This window comes from Pseudomonas sp. BS3782 TE3695, from assembly GCF_050435305.1.
Lineage (GTDB): Bacteria > Pseudomonadota > Gammaproteobacteria > Pseudomonadales > Pseudomonadaceae > Aquipseudomonas.
Window position 1 is genome coordinate 2,746,682 of the sequence record NZ_JBNDKB010000001.1, and the last position, 21,739, is coordinate 2,768,420.

Consider the following 21,739-nt stretch of genomic DNA (forward strand, 5'->3'; position numbering starts at 1 on the left):
GGCTTGCCCGCGATGGCCGCACCGCGGTCTCAAACCTTCAGCGGTGCGTAGCAATCCAGATCAACAACCCCGCCTGAAACACCGCAAACGCCACCAGGCAAGTAATGGTAAAACGCAGCCCGGCGTCTTCGCGTTTGTACTTGCTGACTTTTTCTTCGTGCTTCTTCAGTTTGACTTCCTGTTCCGCCAGGTTCTGCTCGGCTTGCTGGAGCATCTGCGCGGCTTCGAGGATTTCCACCTGCTGCAACTTTTCGCTGTTCCAGTCGCCGAGCAAATCACCGACCGACACCTCTTTAACGCTGCCCTTCAAATGCTGGGCGTCGGCGTAGACCACGTCAAAACCGTGCACCCGCAGAAAGTGATCGCGACGCAGGCGAGTGTCTTCGTTCAGCGCATCCTTGTTGTTCAGGTCAGTACCGTCGACGGTGTAGGCGGGCCATCTCTTCTTCGCCCACGTAATGCCCTGAGCGGCCATGTAACGCCCGATGCCACGGTTCATCGGCTCGATCTGCAGGCCGCTTTCAGGGCCGAAATGCACGCGTTTGGTAGCATGATCAACCCAGACATCCAGATGATTCTGTTCTTTGCGCACCCGCTGACCTGGCAGCTTGATGGCCATGCGCAGCAGGCTGCGTTCCTTGCTGTTGCGTTCGGCGTAACCGAATTCGACAAAGCGCAACGGCCGCCCACCGGTGTTGCGGTCGGTTTGCAGCGGCGCCAGACGGAGCATTTTGTGGTGCTCGACGTGGACGTCCGCCCACGGCAGCTCGACCGCTGGCGGTGCGTCTTTTTCAGCGGTGGTGTCGGATGAAATCTGGGTATCAGTCATAACGGCGAGATCCTGTCCAAGCCCTGCTTGCCGCCAGCCAGTGCGCTGGCGACAAAGGCTTATCGGCCGTTTTTTTCAGGACTGGAGGGTAAAGTTAACTGGCGCGAAGTCCGTCAATAAACTCGAGGATTCGCGCGCCGAGTTCGGCCGCCAGTGGTAATTGCGGATCTTTATAGGAGGCCAATTGCCGCTTTACGTCGTTGGGCACGATGCGCATCACGTGGTTCATGCCTTCGATCAGCGCCAGTTCGGCGTCCGGTTTGGCGGCCTTGAGTGCTCTGGCGTCACCCACGCCGACCTGAATGTCGTTGCTGCCCTGGATGATCAGCGCCGGCATTTTCAGGTTGGCGAAGGCCGCTGCCGGGTCTTGGCGGAACAGCGAAATCAGATACGGCTGCACGCTGGGACGGAAAATCACCTGCAATTGCGGGGGCACGTTGTCGTCGGTGCGGCCGGCCTTGAGGCTGTCGAGCAATTCATTGCTGCGCAGCATCAACGGTGGCGGCAGGCGATTGCTCAACTGCTGTCGCAGTACCTGATCGATCGGCCGGGCGCTGCCGGACAGGGAAATCACCGCCGCGGCGTCAACGTTTGGCGCCGTAAGGCTGGCGATCAATGCACCTTCGCTGTGGCCGAGCAAAATCAGTTTGCCAAAGCGTGGGTCGGTTTTGAGCTTGTGGCCCCAGGCTTCGGCGTCGGCCACATAGGCCTCCACCGACAGATTACGTTCGTCTGGAGTCGCAGCCAGGCTCGCCGCCACGCCGCGCTTGTCGTAACGCACGCTGGCGATATTGTGTTTGGCCAGCACCCAGGCCAGCCGTTTGAGGCTGTCATTGCGTCCGCCGTCGGGGTTGTTTCCGTCACGATCCGTAGGACCGGAGCCGGAAATGATCAGGACAACCGGCACCGGCGTGTCGGACTTGGGCAGCAACAGCGAGCCGAAAAGCTCGCCGCTGCCCGTGTCCAATGTGATGGGACGTTGCAGGACTGTGGCCTGGGCCACATAGGGGAGCAGGCCGGTAAACAAGGTAAGGCTCAAGGCTAGAACTCGCAGCATCATCACGCCATCATTAACAAGGTGCCGGTTGGACTCGCGGGCACCCGTAAGGTTCGAGGATGAACTAGTCGGGTAGCCTGCGTATACTGGCGCGCATTACGTATTTTGGTTTCGATTTCACGGAGCGTCCCGCATGTCCGGCAATACCTACGGCAAGCTGTTCACTGTCACCACCGCGGGCGAAAGCCATGGCCCGGCGTTGGTCGCCATTGTCGATGGCTGCCCGCCGGGCCTGGAGATTTCCCTTGAGGACCTGCAGCGCGACCTGGACCGCCGCAAGCCCGGCACCAGTCGCCACACCACCCAGCGCCAGGAAGCCGACGAAGTCGAAATCCTCAGCGGCGTGTTCGAAGGCCGCACCACCGGTTGCGCCATTGGCCTGTTGATCCGCAACACCGACCAGAAGTCCAAGGACTATTCGGCGATCAAGGATCTGTTCCGCCCGGCCCACGCCGACTACACCTACCACCACAAATACGGCGAGCGCGATTACCGCGGCGGCGGTCGCAGTTCGGCCCGTGAAACCGCCATGCGCGTGGCGGCGGGGGCGATTGCGAAAAAATACCTGGCCACTCAGGGCATCGTCATTCGTGGTTACATGAGCCAGCTCGGCCCGATCGAAATCCCGTTCAAGACCTGGGATTCGGTGGAAGAAAACGCGTTCTTCAGCCCTGATCCGGACAAAGTGCCGGAGCTGGAAGCCTATATGGATCAGTTGCGTCGCGACCAGGATTCGGTCGGCGCGAAAATCACTGTGGTTGCCGAAGGCGTGATGCCGGGCCTCGGCGAGCCGATCTTCGACCGCCTCGACGCCGAACTGGCCCACGCGCTGATGAGCATCAACGCGGTCAAAGGCGTTGAGATCGGCGCCGGTTTTGCCAGCATCGCCCAGCGCGGCACCGAACACCGTGATGAAATGACCCCGGAAGGTTTCCTCAGCAACAATGCTGGCGGCATTCTCGGTGGCATCTCGTCCGGTCAGCCGATCGTGGCGCACCTGGCGCTCAAGCCCACCTCGAGCATCACCACGCCCGGCCGTTCCATAGACATCCATGGCAACCCGGTTGAGGTTGTCACCAAGGGCCGTCACGACCCGTGTGTCGGTATCCGCGCCACGCCAATCGCCGAAGCGATGATGGCCATCGTATTGATGGATCATCTGCTGCGTCACCGCGGGCAGAACATCGATGTGCGGGTGAGCACTCCGGTGCTGGGTCAGCTTTAATGGCTGACGCAGGGTCTGTACGAAAACTCGCCGCGCAGGCGGTTTTCGTACAGAGTCTCATAGCCGCCGGGGCCTGACGACGTGACAGCGCTTCCATACTGGCGGCTTTCCAGTTTCTATCTGTTCTATTTCGCCTTGCTCGGTTCTACAGCGCCATTTTTGGCGCTGTACTTCGATCACCTGGGCTTTTCCAGTGCGCGCATTGGCGAACTGGTGGCGATCCCGATGCTGATGCGTTGCGTGGCGCCAAACATCTGGGGCTGGCTCGGTGACTACACCGGGCGACGGTTGGCCATCGTGCGATTCGGCGCGGTCTGTACATTGCTGACCTTTTCGCTGATTTTCGTCAGCAAAAGCTACGCGTGGCTGGCGATGGTCATGGCCTTGCATGCGTTCTTCTGGCATGCGGTGTTGCCGCAGTTCGAAGTCATCACCCTGGCGCATTTGAACGGCCAGACGTCTCGCTACAGTCAGATTCGCCTGTGGGGTTCCATCGGTTTCATCATCACCGTGGTCGCCCTCGGTCGCATGTTCGAATGGCTCAGCCTGGACATCTATCCGCTGGCACTGGTGCTGATCATGGCCGGAATCGTGGTCAGCAGTTTATGGGTACCCAACGCGCAACCGATTCAGAGTGAGCGGTTGGCGGGAGAGGGATTCCTCCAGCAATTGCGCAACCCCGGGGTGTTGGCATTCTATGGTTGCGTGGCGCTGATGCAAATGAGTCACGGGCCGTATTACACCTTTGTGACCCTGCACCTTGAGCAACTTGGTTACAGTCGTGGGCTGATCGGCATGCTCTGGGCAGTCGGCGTGGTTGCCGAAGTCTTGATGTTTTTGGCCATGAGCAAGATCCTTGCGCGCTTCTCGGTGCGCCGGGTGCTGTTGGCGAGTTTCCTGCTGGCGGCGTTGCGTTGGTTGTTGCTCGGTTCGTTTGCTGAATTCCTCTGGGTGTTGCTGTTCGCCCAAGTGTTGCACGCTGCCACCTTCGGCAGCTTTCATGCGGCTGCCATCCAATTCGTGCAACGCAGCTTCGGCGCGCGTCAGCAAGGCCAGGGCCAGGCGTTGTATGCCGCGCTGGCCGGCACCGGCGGCGCATTGGGCGCGTTGTATTCCGGTTACAGCTGGAATGCACTCGGTGCCACATTGACCTTTAGTATCGCCAGTCTCGCAGCCTTCGCCGCTGCCGTTATCATTGCCACACGTATGCAAGAGGACCGGCCATGAGCCTGACCTGCGAGTGCGAGTTGAAGACGCGCTCACTCTCGAACCATAAAGCATGAACCGTTAAGGAGTTGCCCAGAATGAGCAGCCTGTCCGTTTATCACGTTTCTAGCCCGGAACTACCGAACAAAGTTCTGACCCACCTCGAGGACATCGCCTCGACCCTGGCCGAACAGGGCGTGCGCTTCGACCGTTGGCAAGCCGCGGCGAAAATCCAGCCCGGCGCCAGCCAGGAAGAAGTGATCGCTGCGTATCAGGAACACATCGACAAATTGATGACCGAGCGCGGTTACCTCACCGTCGACGTCGTCAGTTTGGACAGCGATCACCCGCAAAAAGCCGAACTGCGCGCCAGGTTCCTCGATGAACACCGCTGCGCTGAAGACGAAGTACGATTTTTCGTCGCTGGCCGTGGTTTGTTCTCCCTGCACATCGGCGATTATGTCTACGCCGTGCTCTGCGAGAAAAATGACCTGATTTTGGTGCCTGCAGGTACTCCGCATTGGTTCGACATGGGCGAGCACCCGCATTTGGTCGCCATCCGTCTGTCCAACAACCCCGAAGGCAGGGCGGCTGATTTCACCGGCGATGACATCGCCAGCCGCTTCCCGCGTCTCGAGGACTGAGTAGAGGCCAATCGTTGCTCCGGCCTTCTGCCCTACAGGGTGGTGCAAAGCCAGAAATAATTCAGGCCGTGAAGCGGAAGCTTTCACGGCCTGTTTGTTTGTAGCGTGTTTATTTATACAACTGCAGGATTTAAACCGAGTGATAAGTCGGCAAGGCGAACCGTTGCTGGCTTTGCAGCATGGAGATCTGCGGCAGTTCGCTGGCCTGTTCGGCGACGTCACGACGTATCGCGCTGATCACCCATGACAGCTGATCGCCGGCATGCAATTGCTGGTAGGAAATCGAACGTTTGAAGACTTTGCCGTCCGTACTGCGCAGGGTCAGCAGAATGCCGCCGTCAGGCCGTGGCTGGGTGGTGACTTCGAAGTTGGAGAATAGCGACGAAAATTTTTCCTGGATCAGGCTCATGTCTATCAGCTCCGTTTGTGCTTGAAGGGCAACATGGAGAGGTAGTTGCAGTGATTGTGCCAGCACCTGATTTTTTAAAAATACCTATAAATCAATAAGTTAGAAAAATTGTGTTTCTATGCTTTCGTGCAATCTGCATGAATGGCCATCGTGCATCCTGCATTTTGCGTGGTCGGCCCGCAATTCGATGGAACCAATCACGACGCCAGGGTTCCGCTTTTCGATCGCGGGTCTGGATGCTCGGGGCGCGGATACAAAACATTGCAAAAACCGCGTGTACAGCTCAAGAACCGCTGACGTATTTTCGGCCTCAAACAACGCCACCCGACAATAAGAAAATCGAACGGGAGCATCAATGAGCCGCACGCTGAACGACACGATTACCTGGGGCATGATGCTCCGCAAGCTACCTTCCATTGCCAAAGCCATTCCCCGCGTGGTGAAGGGCATGAAAGCCGCCAACGTCAAGGACCCGACCCAACCGTGTGGCCTCGGCTGGAGCTTCGAGCAGGCAACGTTGCGCAACCCCGAGGGCCCGGCCTTGCTGCAGGGTGAGGTGACACTCACTTATGCCCAGGTCAATCAGTGGGCCAATCGCATTGCCCATCACTTGATAGCCGAAGGCATCGGCAAGGGCGATGTGGTGGCGATCTTTATCGAGAACCGTCCGGAACTGTTGGTGACGATATTGGCGGTGGCCAAAGTCGGTGCGATCAGCGCTTTGCTCAATACCTCCCAGACTCGCGAGCCCCTGGCCCATAGCCTGAACCTGGTGGTGCCGGTGGCGATCGTGGTCGGAGAAGAGCTGGTTGCGGCCTTCAACGCGGTCCGCGAACGGGTGTCGATCGACGCGGCGCGTACCTGGTTTGTCGCCGATCAAGACACTTATCGCGATCCGGGCAATTCGCCCGATGGCTTCATCAACCTGATGACGGCGAGCGCCCAAGCGTGGAGCGATAATCCCGTCAGCAGCCAGCAGGTTTTTCTCGACGATCCTTGTTTCTACATTTACACCTCAGGCACCACCGGGTTGCCCAAGGCCGGGGTGTTCAAACACGGCCGCTGGATGCGCAGCTCCGCCAGCTTCGGGCTGATTGCCCTGGACATGCAGCCGCAGGACGTCGTCTATTGCACCTTGCCGCTGTACCACGCCACCGGGCTCTGCGTGTGCTGGGGCTCGGCGATCAGCGGGGCGTCGGGGTTTGCGATCCGTCGCAAGTTCAGCGCCAGCCAGTTCTGGAGTGACGTGCGCAAATACCGGGCGACCACCCTCGGTTACGTCGGTGAATTGTGCCGCTATCTGGTGGATCAACCGCGCAGCGTCGACGACAGTCGCCACAGCGTGACGAAGATGATCGGCAATGGCTTACGCCCCGGTGCGTGGAGCGAGTTCAAGACGCGTTTTGCCGTTGACCATATTTGCGAGCTGTACGCCGCCAGCGACGGCAATATCGGCTTCACCAACATCCTCAACTTCGACAACACCATCGGTTTTTCCCTGATGTCCTGGGAGCTGGTGGCGTACGACCACGACAGCGGCGCACCCACGCGAGATACCCAGGGTTTCATGCGCAAAGTGGCCAAGGGCGAGGAGGGTTTGCTGCTGGCGAGGATCGACGACAAGGCGCCGCTGGACGGCTACACCGATCCGCAGAAGACCGCAAAAGTCGTGCTCCACGACGTGTTCAAGAAGGGCGATCGTTACTTCAATACCGGTGATCTGCTGCGCAACATCGGTTTTGGCCACGCGCAGTTTGTCGATCGTTTGGGCGACACCTACCGCTGGAAGGGTGAAAACGTCTCGACCACCGAGGTCGAAAACATCCTCCTGCAACACCCTCACATTGCCGAAGCCGTGGCCTATGGCGTGGAAATCCACAACACCAACGGGCGCGCGGGGATGGCGGCAATCACCCCGGCCGAATCCCTGGCGACCCTGGACTTCAGCGAGTTGCTGGCTTTCGCCAGGCAGCAAATGCCTGCCTATGCGGTGCCGCTTTTCCTACGGGTGAAAGTGAAAATGGAAACCACCGGGACCTTCAAATATCAGAAGACCCGACTCAAGGATGAAGCCTTCGACCCGAACAAAACCGGCGATGACCCGATTTATGCCTGGTTGCCGGGCACTCAGACTTACGTGCAAGTTACCGAGCAGGTGCTGGCGGAGATCCAGGGCGGCAAATACCGCTATTGAATGCGGCGCTTACTAAATGTGGCTGACCAGCCATGAGAAAAAAGAAGTGACAGGTTCTTGAGCGCTCGGGAAACTATGGGCTTTCCGATTGACCGAATGTGGAGTCCCCAATGTCAGACAAAAGCCGCCAGATGACGCCCGAAGAGGCTGCTGAATTTGCCGAACAGGTGTTCAACAAAGCGCGCGAAGGCGATGCAGCCATGATGGCTGCGCTGCTGACCAAGGGCTTGCCGCCGAACCTGCGTAACCACAAGGGCGACACCTTGCTGATGCTCGCCGCGTATCACGGCCATGTCGACACGGTAAAAGTACTGCTTGAGCACAAGGCTGATCCTGAAATCCGCAACGACAACGGCCAGAGCCCGATTGCCGGCGCGGCATTCAAGGGGGATCTGGCGGTGGTCAAGGCGTTGGTGGAGGGTGGCGCACAAGTGGAAGGTTCGTCCTTCGATGGTCGCACTGCGTTGATGATGGCGGCCATGTTCAACCGCGTCGAAATCGTCGACTACCTGATCAGCAAAGGCGCCGATCCGAAGGCCAAGGATGCCAACGGCGTATCCGCGCTGGACGCGGCCAAAACCATGGGCGCGGTAGATACCACCGCACAATTGCAGAAATTGCTGGCCTGACCTTCGTGGCTGTGGGGCTTTTGTGGCGAGGGAGCTTGCTCCCGTTCGGCTGCGAAGCAGTCGTAAAACCAGAGAACTCGGTTTGACTGAATACCAATGGGGGTCGCTTCGCAACCCAACGGGGGCAAGCCCCCTCGCCACAGGTCATGCCAGGTCCCGCAATCCATTTCCGAATGCGCTATCCTTCGCGCCCTCAAATCTCCCTCGCTACAGGATCCACTCATGAAAGCCGCACTCGTCGAACTCATCAGCAAAATCAGCTCCGGGTGCATGAGCGAGGACGAAATCCTGAAAGTCGCTGACGAAGCGGCTCAGGCCTACGCCGATCCAGAGGCTTTTCTGACGGCCAATCCGGACATCAACTACGACGACACCTTCCCGATCCCGTTGGGCGAATGGGTCGTCGTCGGCAGCTTGCCGGAAACCGTGCTGTTCCAGGCCGACACCTACATGGACCTGTTTGCGCAAATTGTCGCTTCGTTCGGCCCCGGCGTCGATTTCAACATCAAACCCAAGCAATTGGCCAAGACCGAAGCCCTGACGGCGCTCAACCGCATTCAGGTGCAGATGAGCAGCATGAACAAGGAAAACGGCGGTTACACGCTGATGAACTTCAGCCAGTTGCTCGACGATGAGCTGCAAGTGGTGCTGGTCTATGGAAACGACGTGCCACGGGTTCTCGAACTGTGCGCCGAAGTCGGCATCGCCGCCGCGCCATCCCTGGAAGCCTTGAAAGTGGCGATCCACGTCTGAAGCTGTCCAGAACGGTAATAAAACGGAACCCTCGCAAGGCCCGACTATCCTAAGAGGGCATATCACTCTTAGGGAGCGTCACCATGGGTTCCACGTTCAACAGCCTGGTTGGCCTGATTATTCTTGCCCTGGATATCTGGGCCATCATCAACGTGCTTAAAAGTGGCGCCGAGACCGGGATGAAAATCCTCTGGGTGTTATTGATCCTGCTGCTGCCGGTCTTGGGCCTGATCATCTGGGCCATCGCCGGGCCACGAGGTAACGTGCGGATCTGACTGCATCCTCAAGCAACGCATTTCCCTTGTGGGAGCGGGCTTGCTCGCGAAGACGTCGGCACATTCAGCATCGATGTAACAGACAAACCGCTTTCGCGAGCAAGCCCGCTCCCACAGGTTCTGTGTTTTTTCATGCCGACACGCGGTAATCCGTTGAACGATCAGTCAGGGGTAAAGTCCAGATAGAAGTAAGCCCATCCATGGGTTTTATCGAGGAGGCACCGATGCAAAAGTGGAAAATCACTTTCGTGGATGATCACGGTGAAACAGTGGACGAACTCTTCGAGTGCGAGGAATGCCCGAATAGCGAGCAGGCCGCCAAACTCATTCGCGCCCGGTGCCTGCCGGTCGCCGCCGAACTGGATCTCAATGATCTGGAGGGTCGTACCGATGATCCGACCGTCAAAAGTCTGAAATCCCAGAACAGCATTGAAATCATCAGTATTACCCCGATCTGATACATCTCTTGTCACATTCACCTCCAGACCTTGGCAGCAGCTCTGTCTTGGGGCTACTCTGCAAGCGAGATCAGCGAATGACTCGCTATGGTCTGGTCTTGTCAGCTACATGCTTGTTTCCCGTCGGCAACCTGTGTTGCCGTATCGCTCTCGCCAATCGGTTGAAAGTGCAGGGAATACGGAAAGTCTATCCATCAGTCTGAGGGGGACGTTTCATGAGCACAGCCTATCAAGAAGACATCAGCAGCAGCGTGCTGCGCCGCATGAAAGAAGGCGGTTTCGACTTTTCACGATTCCATCCCATCGAGTTCTACGCCATTTTCCCGGATGAGGAGCGGGCACGCAGGGCGGCAGGTCATTTTTGTGGTGAATCCTTGAATGCCCAGATCAGCGTGCGCGATGACGGCGCGTGGCATCTGGAACTGAGCAAAGTGATGTACGCCACCTATGACGGGATCGGCGACTTTGAGCAGGACTTCGAGGCGGTGGTCGAGCCTCTGGGCGGTATCATTGAAGGATGGGGTGTCAAGCAGGAGGTACGAGGGCTACTCGCATAACGTTATGAACAGTGACAACACTCAGCAACGGCTGACCTTTGGGTTGGCCGTTTTCGTTTGTGCGGTTTGTAAAGGTTCAAAAGATCGCAGCCTCGTTTCACTCGACAGCTCCTACACAGCTCCTACATTGGATGCGTTCTCCTGTAGGAGCTGTCGAGTGAAACGAGGCTGCGATCTCTTGATCGTGCTTTTGATTCATAACGTTTCAAACACGCAAAAAAAACCGCCTGAGCAGGCGGTTAAAGGGAAGTTTCGGTCAGGTTTTCCAGCGAATGCGCCGATTATCCGCACTGTCTCCCGGGCAGTGAAATCAACTCTGGCTATGCTGCTGATAGGCGACAGCATTGCTTCGCCATGAAGCGGGGGCAATCAGGTTGGGGCATTTACCGCACAGGATTGGTGCGGTGCGTGCAGCGCCATTCTCCAACTGATTGATATCAAAGCGTTTATGCCGATGGCACGGGCCTTGCGAAGGCCTGGATGTCCGGGTGACAAGGAGTACGGCATGATCCGCACCTATTTTGATGAGATGTACGATGCCGGCGGCCAGGTCCGCCCGCATTATCGGGAGTTTGCCCGTTGGCTGGCCGAAACGCCTGGCGAGCTTTTGGCACAACGGCGACGCGAGGCCGATCTGTTATTTCATCGTGCCGGGATTACATTCACGCTCTATGGTGATGAGCAAGGGACAGAGCGCCTGATTCCCTTCGATACCATTCCCCGCAGTATCCCCGCCAGTGAATGGCGGGTCGTCGAGCGCGGCTGCATTCAGCGGGTCAAGGCATTGAACATGTTCCTTGCCGACCTCTATCACGAGCAGCGCATCATCAAGGCCGGCATCATCCCGGCCGAGCAAGTGCTGGCCAACGAGCAATACCAGTTGGCGATGCAAGGGCTGGATCTGCACCGCGATATCTATTCGCACATTTCCGGCGTCGACCTGGTACGCGATGGCGACGGCACGTACTACGTGCTCGAGGACAATCTTCGTACCCCCAGCGGCGTGAGCTACATGCTCGAAGACCGCAAGATGATGATGCGGTTGTTCCCAGAATTGTTCGCCGCCCAGCGCATCGCGCCGATCGACCACTATCCGAACCTGTTACTCGACACCTTGAAAAGCTCCAGCCCGATCGACAACCCGAGCGTGGTGGTACTGACGCCGGGGCGCTTCAACAGCGCGTTTTTCGAGCATGCATTTCTGGCCCGGGAAATGGGTGTCGAACTGGTGGAAGGTGCGGACCTGTTCGTGCGTGATGACAAGGTGTTCATGCGCACCACGGACGGGCCGAAAGCTGTCGACGTGATCTATCGTCGCCTCGACGATGCCTTCCTCGATCCGTTGGCGTTCAACCCGGACTCGATGCTCGGCGTTCCAGGGCTGCTGTCGTCCTACCGTTCCGGCAACGTGGTGCTGGCAAATGCCATCGGCACCGGGGTCGCGGACGACAAGTCTGTGTATCCCTTCGTCACGGACATGATCCGTTTCTACTTGGATGAAGAGCCGATCCTGAAGAATGTGCCGACGTGGCAGTGTCGTAATCCCTCTGAGCTGTCCCACGTGCTGGCCAATCTTCCAGAACTGGTGGTCAAGGAAACCCAGGGCTCCGGTGGTTACGGAATGCTGGTGGGGCCGGCGGCGACGGCGGCGGAAATCGAATCTTTCCGTGAGCGGATCAAAGCCAAGCCCCACGCGTACATCGCCCAACCGACGTTGTCTTTATCGACCTGTCCGACCTTTGTCGAAAACGGCATCGCTCCACGCCATATCGACCTGCGTCCGTTTGTATTGTCTGGCCGCGAAACCCGGGTTGTGCCCGGTGGTTTGACCCGTGTCGCCTTGCGCGAAGGCTCCCTGGTGGTGAATTCCTCCCAGGGCGGCGGAACCAAGGACACCTGGGTGGTCGAGGATTGAAGGAAGCCTGCCATGTTAAGTAGAACTGCCTCGGATCTGTATTGGATGTCGCGTTACCTGGAGCGGGCCGAAAACCTCGCACGGATGCTCGACATCAGTTATTCGCTGTCGTTGATGCCTCAGGATGGGCGTGGCGATGGCTTGCACGAACTCGCCATGCCGTTGCTGATCACCGGCACTCTGGACGATTATCTGGAGCGCCACGGCGATTTGCACGCCGAACGGCTGCTGCATTTTTTCGCCCTGGATGCGGCCAATCCGGCGAGCATCTACAGCTGCCTCGGTGCCGCGCGAGCCAGCGCCCATGCGGTGCGTGGGCGAATCACCGCCGACATGTGGGAAAACATCAACGCCACCTGGCTGGAGATTCGCGGGATCGCCGAGCAGGGCTTGAGCCGCTACGGCATGAGCCGTTTCTGTGAGTGGATCAAGGAACGTTCCCACCTGTTCCGCGGCGCGTCCTACGGCACCATCATGCGTAACGACGCGTTCCGCTTCATTCGTCTGGGCACCTTTATCGAAAGGGCTGACAACACGTTGCGCCTGCTCGACGCCCGTTACGAAATGGCCGGCGATCAGGCCGAAGCGGTCAGCGACGGCACGGCCCACGCCTATTACCAGTGGAGCGCCTTGCTGCGGGCCTTGTCGTCGTTCGAGGCCTATACCGAGATCTATCGCGACGCTCCCGGCGCCCGGCATGTGGCCGAATTGTTATTGCTGCGCGCCGACGTGCCGCGATCCCTGCGAGCCTGCACCGAAGAAATCGACCAGATCCTCGCCCAATTGCCGGGGGCCAACGGCCGTCCCGCGCAACGTCTGGCCGCGGAAATGGACGCACGCCTGCGCTACACCGGTATCAACGAAATCCTCGACGAAGGCCTGCACGCCTGGCTGACCGAGTTCATCCCGCTGGTGCGCCAGTTGGGCAATGCCATACACAGTTCCTACCTGGAGGCTGCATGAGACTTTCCATTAGCCACGAGACCACCTATCACTACGAAGATCAGGTGCGGGCGAGCATCCAGTACCTGCGACTGACCCCACACGACAGCGAGCGCCAACACGTGCTCAGCTGGCAGCTCGACCTGCCACGTCCGGTGCGCGCGCAACTCGATCCATTCGGCAACATTCTGCATGTGCTGACCCTGGACGAACCCCACGAGGCAATCATTATCGGCGCCCGAGGGCAGGTGGACATCGACGAACTGCGCGAAGCCGAACACGAAAGCCAGTCGGCGCTGCCGTTCCTGCGCTTTACGCGCCTGACCGAAGCCGACGAAGCATTGCGCGCGTTTGCCGAGAAGGCCTGCAAACAACGCCGGGATCGTACGGCGCTGATCGATTTGATGCATGGCCTGAACCAGCACATGACCTACACGCCGGGTTCCACGGAAGTAGACACCAGCGCCGCCCAGGCTTTTGCCGGGCGTTCCGGTGTCTGCCAGGACCACACCCATGCGTTTCTCGCCTGCGCCCGCAGCCTGGGCATTCCCTCGCGTTATGTGTCGGGGTATTTGTACAGCGAGAACTGTGAACACCTGGCCAGTCACGCCTGGGCTGAAGCCTGGCTGGATGACGCCTGGTACAGCTTCGACGTAACCAACGAACTGGCCCGCCCGGAGCGTCACCTGAAACTGGCGGTGGGCCTGGATTATCTCGACGCCTGCCCGGTGCGGGGCATGCGCCGTGGAGGCGGGTGCGAGCAGATGCATGCGAAGGTGTTTGTGTCACCGACGCCTGCGCCGGTGATTTCGGTGCAACAGCAGTAGCAGCGATTCATTGTGGTTAGGGCTTCTGTGGCGAGGGAGCTTGCTCCCGCTGGGGCGCTAAGCGGCCCTCAAATCAGGCGACGCGATCCGTCAGGCAAATCGCATTCGCCGGGTTTGCGACTGCTGCGCAGCCGAGCGGGAGCAAGCTCCCTCGCCACAGGTGAGTTATTTACTTGGCCGAAGAAACCTTGCGCCCCGCCATGTGCTTCAAATACCCCACCAACAACTCCAGATCCCCCTCCGGCAACACCGTCGTCGCGAACGCCGGCATCTTCGCCTGTGGCCACTGACGCAAGCTCTGCGGATCACGAATGTAGCGCTTGAGGAAATCCGCGCCGAAGTACTCGGTCGGGTTGAACGGAATATTCAGGTCCGGCCCGAACTGCGCATCGCCTGCGCCATTCAATCGATGGCACGCCAGGCAGTTCTTCTGAAACAGCGCAAAGCCCTTGTTCACCGGATCGTCCGCCTTCAGCGCAGGATCGGGCAGCAGGGCAGGAAAGCGCTCAGCCACTGGGGCCATGCGCTTGATGCTGGCGACTTGGAATGGCCATTGCTCGGGGCTGATATTGCCCAGCTGCGGATCGGTCCAGACCAGGTAAAACGGCCCTGCACTGTGCTTGCCCTCTGACAACGGTGGCCAAGACTTGGCCGGCTCTTCAATCGCCAGCCAGGCCCGCGCGCCTTGGGTATTGAGCAATGGCGCAGCAGCCAGTTCGGCGGCAAAACCGTCCAGGGCAACGGCTTGCAAATGATCGTCAGACTTGATACCCGTCAACAGCGCCGCCAACGGCACGGCGCGATAGCTCATGTCCCGTTTGTAGGAAACGTCGTTGGTGATCGTGATGGTCTGAACCTGAGGGTGCTTGAGCAATTGCTCGGTCTGCCAGGTGCGAGAACTCGCCCCCAGCTCAAGATTCAGCTGTGCGGCAGACAGAGGCATGCTGAGCAGCAAGGCCCCAAACACAATGAGCGCTTTCAAGTGATCGCCGTTCATGTCGTGGAAGTGCCGCAAAGGTTGGCACAGCCACGCCGGCTCGAATAGCGAGCCAATCACATTTTTATCAGACGAAATGAAAACCCTGATGCTCGATCAGCCAATCACCTTGGTCAGGTTCGGCAAAATCAACAACAGCGTAGTGGCGAATAGAATGAGCCCGGCTTGACGAACTTTCGAATGTTTGAACATGGCTTGACCGCCTTTTTTGTTATTTCCTGGTGCCTGCCTGCATATCCATGACGGCAGAGCGTTGCACTTCCTGTAGGGCGACGAGTGCCTCGGCAAAACCCGACGACAACTTCGTACAGGTTTACCTTAGGGCCCGCGTCAGGCTTGACTTAGATCCATTTCGTATGGAATTAGCACTCTTCGCTGCTAAAAAGACATGAGGCTTATGGCCAGCTTCTTGGGCGCCCGTTTGCTAGACAGCTCGGTGACAGGAATCGGTTTATCCGGTAGCAGACTACCGTTCGTCTGAGCGTGAGGGTCAACGTCAATGAGCACTGTGGTCATTGAATCCACGGCTGCTGGGCATAAGGTGAGTGCATAAAGATCAGGATCACATGGTCCCCTGTAGGAGCTGCCGAAGGCTGCGATCTTTTGATCTTTTGATCTTCATTCACCATCAGGTTCGAGGACGTCATGACCCAGGCTTTGATATTCGACGCATTACGCACGCCCCGTGGTAAAGGCAAGGCCAATGGCGCCTTGCACAGCGTCAAGCCAGTGAATCTGGTGGCCGGATTGTTGACGGCGCTGCAGCAGCGCACGTCCCTGGACACCAGTCAGGTCGATGACGTGGTGCTCGGCTGCGTGACGCCCATCGGCGATCAGGGTTCCGACATCGCCAAGACCGCCACGCAGGTGGCCGATTGGGACGTCAGCGTGGCCGGTATGCAGCTCAATCGCTTCTGCGCGTCGGGTCTGGAGGCGGTGAACCTCGGCGCGATGAAAGTGCGTTCCGGCTTCGAAGACCTGGTGGTGGTCGGTGGCGTCGAGTCGATGTCCCGCGTGGCCATGGGCAGCGATGGCGGCGCCTGGGCGCTGGACCCGGAAACCAATTTGCACAACCACTTCACGCCTCAGGGCGTGGGTGCGGACCTGATCGCCACAATCGAAGGTTTCAGCCGTCAGGACGTCGATGCCTTCGCGTTGCACTCCCAGCAGAAGGCGGCGCGGGCGCGGGCGAATGGTTCATTCAAAAAGTCGCTGGTGCCGGTGCAGGACCAGAACGGCATCATTCTGCTCGATCACGATGAGTTCATTCGGGCCGATTCGACGATGGAAGGTTTGGGCAAACTCAAGCCGAGCTTCGACATGATCGGGCAAATGGGCTTCGACGCCACGGCGTTGCGGGTTTACAGCCAGGTCGAGCGGATCAACCACGTGCACACGCCGGGCAACAGTTCCGGGATCGTCGATGGCGCGGCGTTGATGCTGATCGGCTCCGAAGCGAAGGGCCGGGCGCTGGGCTTGCAGCCACGAGCGCGAATCGTCGCCACGGCAGTCACCAGTACCGATCCGACCATCATGCTCACCGGCCCCGCGCCGGCCACGCGCAAGGCACTGGCCAAGGCCGGGCTGCGGGTTGAAGACATCGACCTGTTCGAAGTCAACGAAGCGTTCGCCTCGGTGGTGCTCAAGTTCATCAAAGACATGGCCGTCGACCCGGACAAGGTCAACGTCAACGGCGGCTCCATCGCCATGGGCCACCCGCTCGGCGCCACCGGCTGCGCGATTCTCGGCACGCTGCTCGATGAACTGGAAGCCCGGCGCTTGCGCTATGGCCTGGCGACCTTGTGTGTCGGCGGCGGCATGGGCATTGCCACCATCATCGAACGCCTCTGAGCCTGAAAATCCGACTCAAGGAAAATTGCCATGAACGAAGCCATCCGTTACGAAAAGGGCCAGGATCAAATCGTTGTCCTGACCATCGACATGCCGGGCCAGAGTGCCAACACCATGAACGCGGTCTACCGCGACGCCATGGCCACCTGCGTCGCCCGATTGGTCGCTGAAAAGGACGCCATTGCCGGCGTCATCATCACCTCGGCCAAGAAGACCTTCTTCGCCGGTGGCGACCTCAATGAACTGATCAAGGTCGGCAAACCCGAAGCCAAAGCCTTTTACGACATGGTGCTGATCCTCAAGGGTCAACTGCGCACTCTGGAAACCCTTGGCAAACCAGTGGTCGCCGCCATTAACGGCGCGGCGCTTGGTGGTGGTTGGGAAATCTGCCTGGCGTGCCACCATCGCATCGCGCTGGACAACCCATCGGTGCTGCTCGGCCTGCCGGAAGTCACTCTTGGCCTGCTGCCGGGCGGCGGCGGGGTAGTGCGCATGGTCCGCATGCTGGGCATCGAAAAAGCTCTGCCGTATTTGCTTGAAGGCAAGAAAATCCGGCCGCAACAGGCGTTGCAGGCGCGGTTGATCGACGAGTTGGCCGCCGATCGCGATGAACTGATGGCCAAGGCGCGGGCGTGGATTGTCGCTCATCCGGTCGCTGTGCAGCGCTGGGACGTGAAGGGTTATCAGATTCCTGGCGGCACGCCGTCGGATCCGAAGCTCGCACCGATGCTGGCCATCACGCCATCGATTCTGCGCAGCAAAACCCAGGGCTGCCTGCCCGCGCCGGAGAAAATTCTCTGTGCTGCGGTGGAGGGCGCCCAAGTGGATTTCGACACCGCGCACCTGATCGAAACCCGCTACTTCACCGAGCTGACTACCGGCCAGGTGTCGAAAAACCTCATTGGCACGTTCTGGTTTCAGCTCAATGAAATCAATGCCGGCGGCTCGCGGCCCCAAGGCATAGCGCCTTACGTGACGAAAAAAGTCGGTGTGCTCGGCGCCGGGATGATGGGCGCGGGCATTGCATTCGTCAGCGCATCGGCCGGCATCGACGTGGTGCTCAAAGACATCAACCTCACCGCAGCTGAGAAGGGTAAGGCGCATTCGGCGGCATTGCTGGACAAGAAGGTTGCGCGGGGTCAGTTAACCCGGGAGCAGCGCGAGGCGATTCTGGCGCGAATCCATGTCACCGACAACGATGTGTATCTGGCCGGTTGCGACCTGATCATTGAAGCAGTGTTTGAAGATCGTGAGCTCAAAGCCAAGGTCTCATCAGCGGCGCAAACCGTCGTCGGACCGGATGCGGTCATCGCCTCCAATACCTCGACCTTGCCGATCAGCAGCCTGGCCACCGCCGTGCCAGACCAGACGAAATTCATCGGCCTGCATTTCTTCAGTCCCGTGGAGAAAATGCCGCTGGTGGAAATCATCAAAGGTGCCTATACCAGCGATAAAACCCTGGCTCGCGGTTTCGATTTCGTCCTGCAAATCAAGAAAAACCCGATCGTGGTCAACGACAGTCGCGGCTTCTTCACCTCGCGGGTGTTCGGCACCTTCACCAACGAAGGCATCGCCATGCTTGGCGAAGGCGTAAGTGCGCCGATGATCGAGACCGAAGCGCGCAAGGCCGGCATGCCTGTCGGACCTCTGGCGATTTCCGACGAAGTTTCCCTCAGCCTCATGAGCCATATCCGCGAACAAACCGCCAAAGACCTGCAAGCGGAAGGGAAACGGCTGATTGAGCACCCGGCGTTCGCCGTGATTGACTTGCTGCTCAAAGAATACAAGCGTCCGGGCAAGGCCGCTGGAGGTGGCTTCTACGACTACCCGGCTGGAGGCCAGAAACATTTGTGGCCGGAGCTGAAAAGCCGCTTCGAGAAGGCCGATGGGCAGATTTCGCCGCAGGACATACGTGATCGATTGCTGTTCGTCCAAGCCATCGAAACTGTGCGCTGTATGGAAGAGGGCGTGTTGACCTCGACGGCGGATGCCAACGTTGGCTCGATCTTCGGCATCGGCTTCGCGGCCTGGACCGGCGGTGCGCTGCAGTTCATCAATCAATACGGCGTGAAAGACTTTGTCGCTCGCGCTCAATACCTGGCCGAGCAGTACGGCGAGCGCTTCACACCACCTGCGCTGCTGCTGGAGAAAGCCGCCAAAGATGCGCTGTTCTAGGGGACCGATGACGCGTTCCGGGGCTTGCCTTGCCACCGTGTTTCAAGGCAGGCTCTGGGGTGTGCATTATTCCCATCATGTGTCAGGTATTTTTATGTCGTTACGCATCTGCATTCTGGAAACCGACATCCTGCGTCCGGAACTGGTCGATCAATATCAGGGTTATGGGCAGATGTTCCAGCGTCTGTTTTCGCAGCAACCCATCGCTGCCGAGTTCACCGTGTACAACGTGATGCAGGGTGATTATCCCAGCGATGACGAGACTTTTGATGCGTATCTGGTCACCGGCAGCAAAGCCGATTCCTTCGGCACCGACCCATGGATTGAAACCCTCAAGACGTACCTGCTGAACCGCTACGAACGCGGCGACAAACTGCTGGGTGTGTGCTTCGGTCATCAGTTGCTGGCGCTGTTGTTGGGTGGCAAAAGTGAGCGGGCGACCCAGGGGTGGGGCGTCGGCACTCATAGCTACAAACTCGCGGCCAAGGCGCCATGGATGAACCCGGTGAGAGAAGAGCTGACGCTGCTGATCAGCCATCAGGATCAGGTCACCGCGCTACCGGAAAACGCCACGGTGATTGCTTCGAGTGATTTCTGCCCCTTCGCTGCGTACCACATCAACGATCAGGTGCTGTGCTTCCAGGGGCATCCAGAGTTCATTCACGATTACTCACGGGCGTTGCTGGATATTCGTCAGGAGGCGCTGGGCGAGCAGGTTTATTCGAAAGGTATGGCCAGTCTTGAACACGAGCATCACGGCGCGACCGTTGCAGAGTGGATGATGCGGTTTGTGGCGCACAAGCCTGAAGGTGAGTCGGTCAAACGCTAAAAGCTTCGCGAGCAAGCCCGCTCCCACATTGGATCTGTGTCACGACGAAGATTCAGTGTGGGAGCGGGCTTGCTCGCGAATGGGGCAACCGGTTTTCACTGAACACAGGCGGCTCTACAACCAACCCGACCGCTTGAAACTCGTCCACAAACCCACACACCCCACTGCAATAAACCCCAACACCCCGAAATACCCGTAATGCCAAGTCAGCTCCGGCATGTTCTCGAAGTTCATCCCGTAAATCCCGGCCACCGCCGTCGGGAACGCCAGAATCGCCGCCCACGCTGCAAACTTGCGCTGCACCACGCTCTGCCGTGAAGCCTCCAGCAAAACGCCCACCTCAATAGTCTGGCTGGCAATGTCTGCCAGAGTCATCAGGTCTTCCATCTGCCGCGTGACATGAATCTGCACATCGCGGAAATACGGGCGCATGTTCTTGTCGATGAATGGAAAGTTCAGCTTCTGCAGTTCTTCACCGATTTCCACCATGGGTGCCGCATACCGGCGCAAGCGCAATACATCGCGGCGCAGGCTGTGGAGTTTCTGGATGTCATGCTCGTTCAAAGAGCTGCGCATGACGTTGTGTTCCAGCGCATCGATCTCGGCATGGATCGCTTCACCCACGGGCTGGTAGTTTTCAATCACGAAGTCGAGGATGGCATAGAGGACGAAATCTTCCCCGTGCTCCAGCAGCAGCGGCCGCGCCTCACAACGCTGTCGGACATAGGCGTAGGACGCTGAATGACCATTGCGTGCGGTAATGATGTAGCCTTTTCCGGCGAAGATATGAGTCTCGATGAACTCTAGTTTTCCTTCACTGCGGACCGGCGAATACGTCACGATAAACAGCGCGTCGCCGAACGTTTCCAGCTTCGGTCGGCTGTGTTTTTCCAGGGCGTCTTCGATCGCCAGTTCATGCAGGTTGAACTGACGTTGCAGATTGAACAGCTCTTCGGCGTTCGGTTCTTCCAGACCAATCCAGACAAAGTGGCCAGGCTTGGCAGCCCAGGCAGCGCCTTCATCGAGCGTGATATTGGTGACCTTCTTACCGGCACTGTAAACCGCAGCAGCAACGACTCTACCCATGATTTTGATTCACTTCTTATTAGCGCTTTTTTAGCAAAAATGCAGTGGCAAGCAGGATTCAGCTTAACCTTGTCTGCTGCTTCAGAGTCAGCAAAATCTGTAGAGTTCGCAGGCAAAGAAAACCCGCACAGGGCGGGTTTCTTTCAGGCGGCCTGCAGTTGCCGATCCATCGAGTCGATGCATTCGCGCATCTGCTCACGGCACTGGGCGATCAGCATCGGCATGTCATCCAGACTCAGTCCAGCCGTAGGAATCGCCGGCAGCGAACGGATCAGAATTTTCCCACTGCGCCAACGGTTCAATCGCATGTGCTTGACGTAACTGCTGACACACACCGGAACAATCGGCACGCCCGCGGCAATCGCCATCTGGAACGCGCCTTTCTTGAATGGCAGCAGCTCTTCGCCAAGGTTGCGCGTGCCTTCGGGGAAAACCCAGATCGAGGTGTCTTCATGCTGCAAAGTGCGAGTCGTGGTCAGCATCGACTGGCGTGCCTTGTGCGCATTGCCGCGATCAATCAACACATTGCCGGCCAGCCAGAACAACTGCCCGAACAAAGGCACCCACTTCAGGCTCTTCTTGCCAATGCACACGGTGCGGCGGGGCACCACGTTGCCGAACACAAACAGATCGTAGTTGGACTGGTGGTTGGCAATGATCACGCAACTGTCAGGCTTATCCATCAACGGCCCGACGTCGGCCTTAACTCGCAAACGCAGAATGCACATCGCCGGCCACGCATACAGACGCGCGCATAAACGGCTGTTGTCCGGATTGAAAGGCCGGCACAGTCCGAGAATCACTCCAAGCATACCGGCCAGAATAAAGTGCAAGCCCATCAATAACATACGAAACACAAACAGCATTTAAAGGCCCACCGG

The 21,739-nt window shown here is 58.6% G+C and carries 22 protein-coding genes; 16 read left to right on the top strand and 6 right to left on the bottom strand.

Annotated elements, in window-relative coordinates:
* Positions 1–37 precede the first annotated feature (37 nt).
* Both ABH909_RS12675 and ABH909_RS12680 read right to left on the bottom strand, forming a co-directional pair.
* Positions 38–829, bottom strand: a complete 792-nt coding sequence (locus ABH909_RS12675) for a hypothetical protein (RefSeq protein ID WP_429433516.1) — start codon at positions 827–829, stop codon at positions 38–40.
* Positions 830–923: 94 nt separating this feature from the next.
* Positions 924–1,889, bottom strand: a complete 966-nt coding sequence (locus ABH909_RS12680; protein WP_429433518.1) for an alpha/beta hydrolase — start codon at positions 1,887–1,889, stop codon at positions 924–926.
* A gap of 130 nt (positions 1,890–2,019) precedes the next feature.
* Here ABH909_RS12680 and aroC point away from each other — a divergent pair, with 130 nt between their 5' ends.
* The 3 genes from aroC to ABH909_RS12695 all read left to right on the top strand — a co-directional run bounded on the left by aroC (position 2,020) and on the right by ABH909_RS12695 (position 4,961).
* Positions 2,020–3,111, top strand: a complete 1,092-nt coding sequence (gene aroC, locus ABH909_RS12685; protein WP_008076361.1) for a chorismate synthase — start codon at positions 2,020–2,022, stop codon at positions 3,109–3,111.
* A gap of 81 nt (positions 3,112–3,192) precedes the next feature.
* Entirely contained in the window at positions 3,193–4,338 is a 1,146-nt protein-coding gene (locus tag ABH909_RS12690; RefSeq protein WP_429433520.1) for an MFS transporter, read from the top strand.
* Between the two features lie 77 nt (positions 4,339–4,415).
* Positions 4,416–4,961: a 1,2-dihydroxy-3-keto-5-methylthiopentene dioxygenase gene (locus ABH909_RS12695; RefSeq protein WP_429433522.1), complete on the top strand. Its 546-nt coding sequence runs from the start codon at positions 4,416–4,418 to the stop codon at positions 4,959–4,961.
* Positions 4,962–5,091: 130 nt separating this feature from the next.
* Here ABH909_RS12695 and ABH909_RS12700 read toward each other — a convergent pair whose 3' ends face one another.
* Positions 5,092–5,370, bottom strand: coding sequence for a DUF3509 domain-containing protein (locus tag ABH909_RS12700; RefSeq protein WP_007898807.1), 279 nt, complete (start codon positions 5,368–5,370; stop codon positions 5,092–5,094).
* A gap of 355 nt (positions 5,371–5,725) precedes the next feature.
* Here ABH909_RS12700 and ABH909_RS12705 point away from each other — a divergent pair, with 355 nt between their 5' ends.
* The 10 genes from ABH909_RS12705 (at position 5,726) to ABH909_RS12750 (ending at position 13,920) form a co-directional block, all read left to right on the top strand.
* Positions 5,726–7,564 (top strand): long-chain-acyl-CoA synthetase, encoded by a 1,839-nt coding sequence (locus ABH909_RS12705; protein WP_429433524.1) that lies wholly within the window; start codon positions 5,726–5,728, stop codon positions 7,562–7,564.
* Positions 7,565–7,674: 110 nt separating this feature from the next.
* Complete coding sequence (locus ABH909_RS12710; protein WP_429433525.1) at positions 7,675–8,193, top strand: ankyrin repeat domain-containing protein; 519 nt, start codon at positions 7,675–7,677, stop codon at positions 8,191–8,193.
* Positions 8,194–8,415: 222 nt separating this feature from the next.
* On the top strand, positions 8,416–8,946 hold the full coding sequence (locus ABH909_RS12715) for a hypothetical protein (protein WP_429433527.1): 531 nt from the start codon (positions 8,416–8,418) through the stop codon (positions 8,944–8,946).
* A gap of 83 nt (positions 8,947–9,029) precedes the next feature.
* Entirely contained in the window at positions 9,030–9,221 is a 192-nt protein-coding gene (locus ABH909_RS12720) for a PLDc N-terminal domain-containing protein (RefSeq protein ID WP_223487614.1), read from the top strand.
* A 224-nt stretch (positions 9,222–9,445) separates the two neighbouring features.
* Positions 9,446–9,679 carry a hypothetical protein gene (locus ABH909_RS12725; protein WP_038979787.1) on the top strand — a complete coding sequence of 78 codons (234 nt, stop codon included), beginning with the start codon at positions 9,446–9,448 and terminating at the stop codon, positions 9,677–9,679.
* Positions 9,680–9,894: 215 nt separating this feature from the next.
* Positions 9,895–10,236, top strand: a complete 342-nt coding sequence (locus tag ABH909_RS12730) for a ribonuclease E inhibitor RraB (protein WP_007902188.1) — start codon at positions 9,895–9,897, stop codon at positions 10,234–10,236.
* Between the two features lie 4 nt (positions 10,237–10,240).
* Positions 10,241–10,594: a hypothetical protein gene (locus tag ABH909_RS12735; protein ID WP_429433529.1), complete on the top strand. Its 354-nt coding sequence runs from the start codon at positions 10,241–10,243 to the stop codon at positions 10,592–10,594.
* A gap of 147 nt (positions 10,595–10,741) precedes the next feature.
* On the top strand, positions 10,742–12,151 hold the full coding sequence (locus tag ABH909_RS12740) for a circularly permuted type 2 ATP-grasp protein (RefSeq protein WP_429433530.1): 1,410 nt from the start codon (positions 10,742–10,744) through the stop codon (positions 12,149–12,151).
* Between the two features lie 12 nt (positions 12,152–12,163).
* Entirely contained in the window at positions 12,164–13,114 is a 951-nt protein-coding gene (locus ABH909_RS12745) for an alpha-E domain-containing protein (protein WP_010456611.1), read from the top strand.
* A complete protein-coding gene (locus ABH909_RS12750) occupies positions 13,111–13,920 on the top strand; it encodes a transglutaminase family protein (protein ID WP_429433531.1) in 810 nt (269 codons plus the stop codon). The genes ABH909_RS12745 and ABH909_RS12750 overlap by 4 nt, the downstream gene beginning before the upstream one ends.
* Before the next feature lie 169 nt (positions 13,921–14,089).
* On the opposite strand, the gene ABH909_RS12755 is transcribed toward ABH909_RS12750, so the two are convergent.
* Positions 14,090–14,917 (bottom strand): c-type cytochrome, encoded by an 828-nt coding sequence (locus tag ABH909_RS12755; RefSeq protein ID WP_429439862.1) that lies wholly within the window; start codon positions 14,915–14,917, stop codon positions 14,090–14,092.
* Positions 14,918–15,562: 645 nt separating this feature from the next.
* Between ABH909_RS12755 and ABH909_RS12760 the strand changes: the two genes are divergently transcribed.
* From ABH909_RS12760 to ABH909_RS12770, 3 genes are all read left to right on the top strand, one after another.
* Complete coding sequence (locus ABH909_RS12760; RefSeq protein WP_429433532.1) at positions 15,563–16,768, top strand: acetyl-CoA C-acetyltransferase; 1,206 nt, start codon at positions 15,563–15,565, stop codon at positions 16,766–16,768.
* Positions 16,769–16,798: 30 nt separating this feature from the next.
* A complete protein-coding gene (locus ABH909_RS12765) occupies positions 16,799–18,943 on the top strand; it encodes a 3-hydroxyacyl-CoA dehydrogenase NAD-binding domain-containing protein (RefSeq protein WP_429433534.1) in 2,145 nt (714 codons plus the stop codon).
* 94 nt (positions 18,944–19,037) lie between these two features.
* On the top strand, positions 19,038–19,772 hold the full coding sequence (locus tag ABH909_RS12770) for an amidotransferase (RefSeq protein WP_429433536.1): 735 nt from the start codon (positions 19,038–19,040) through the stop codon (positions 19,770–19,772).
* A gap of 114 nt (positions 19,773–19,886) precedes the next feature.
* On the opposite strand, the gene ABH909_RS12775 is transcribed toward ABH909_RS12770, so the two are convergent.
* The gene (locus ABH909_RS12775; RefSeq protein ID WP_429433538.1) at positions 19,887–20,858 is read right to left on the bottom strand and encodes a magnesium and cobalt transport protein CorA; all 972 of its coding nucleotides are present in this window, start codon (positions 20,856–20,858) and stop codon (positions 19,887–19,889) included.
* Positions 20,859–21,001: 143 nt separating this feature from the next.
* Positions 21,002–21,724 carry a lysophospholipid acyltransferase family protein gene (locus tag ABH909_RS12780; RefSeq protein WP_008073003.1) on the bottom strand — a complete coding sequence of 241 codons (723 nt, stop codon included), beginning with the start codon at positions 21,722–21,724 and terminating at the stop codon, positions 21,002–21,004.
* Positions 21,725–21,739: the final 15 nt, after the last annotated feature.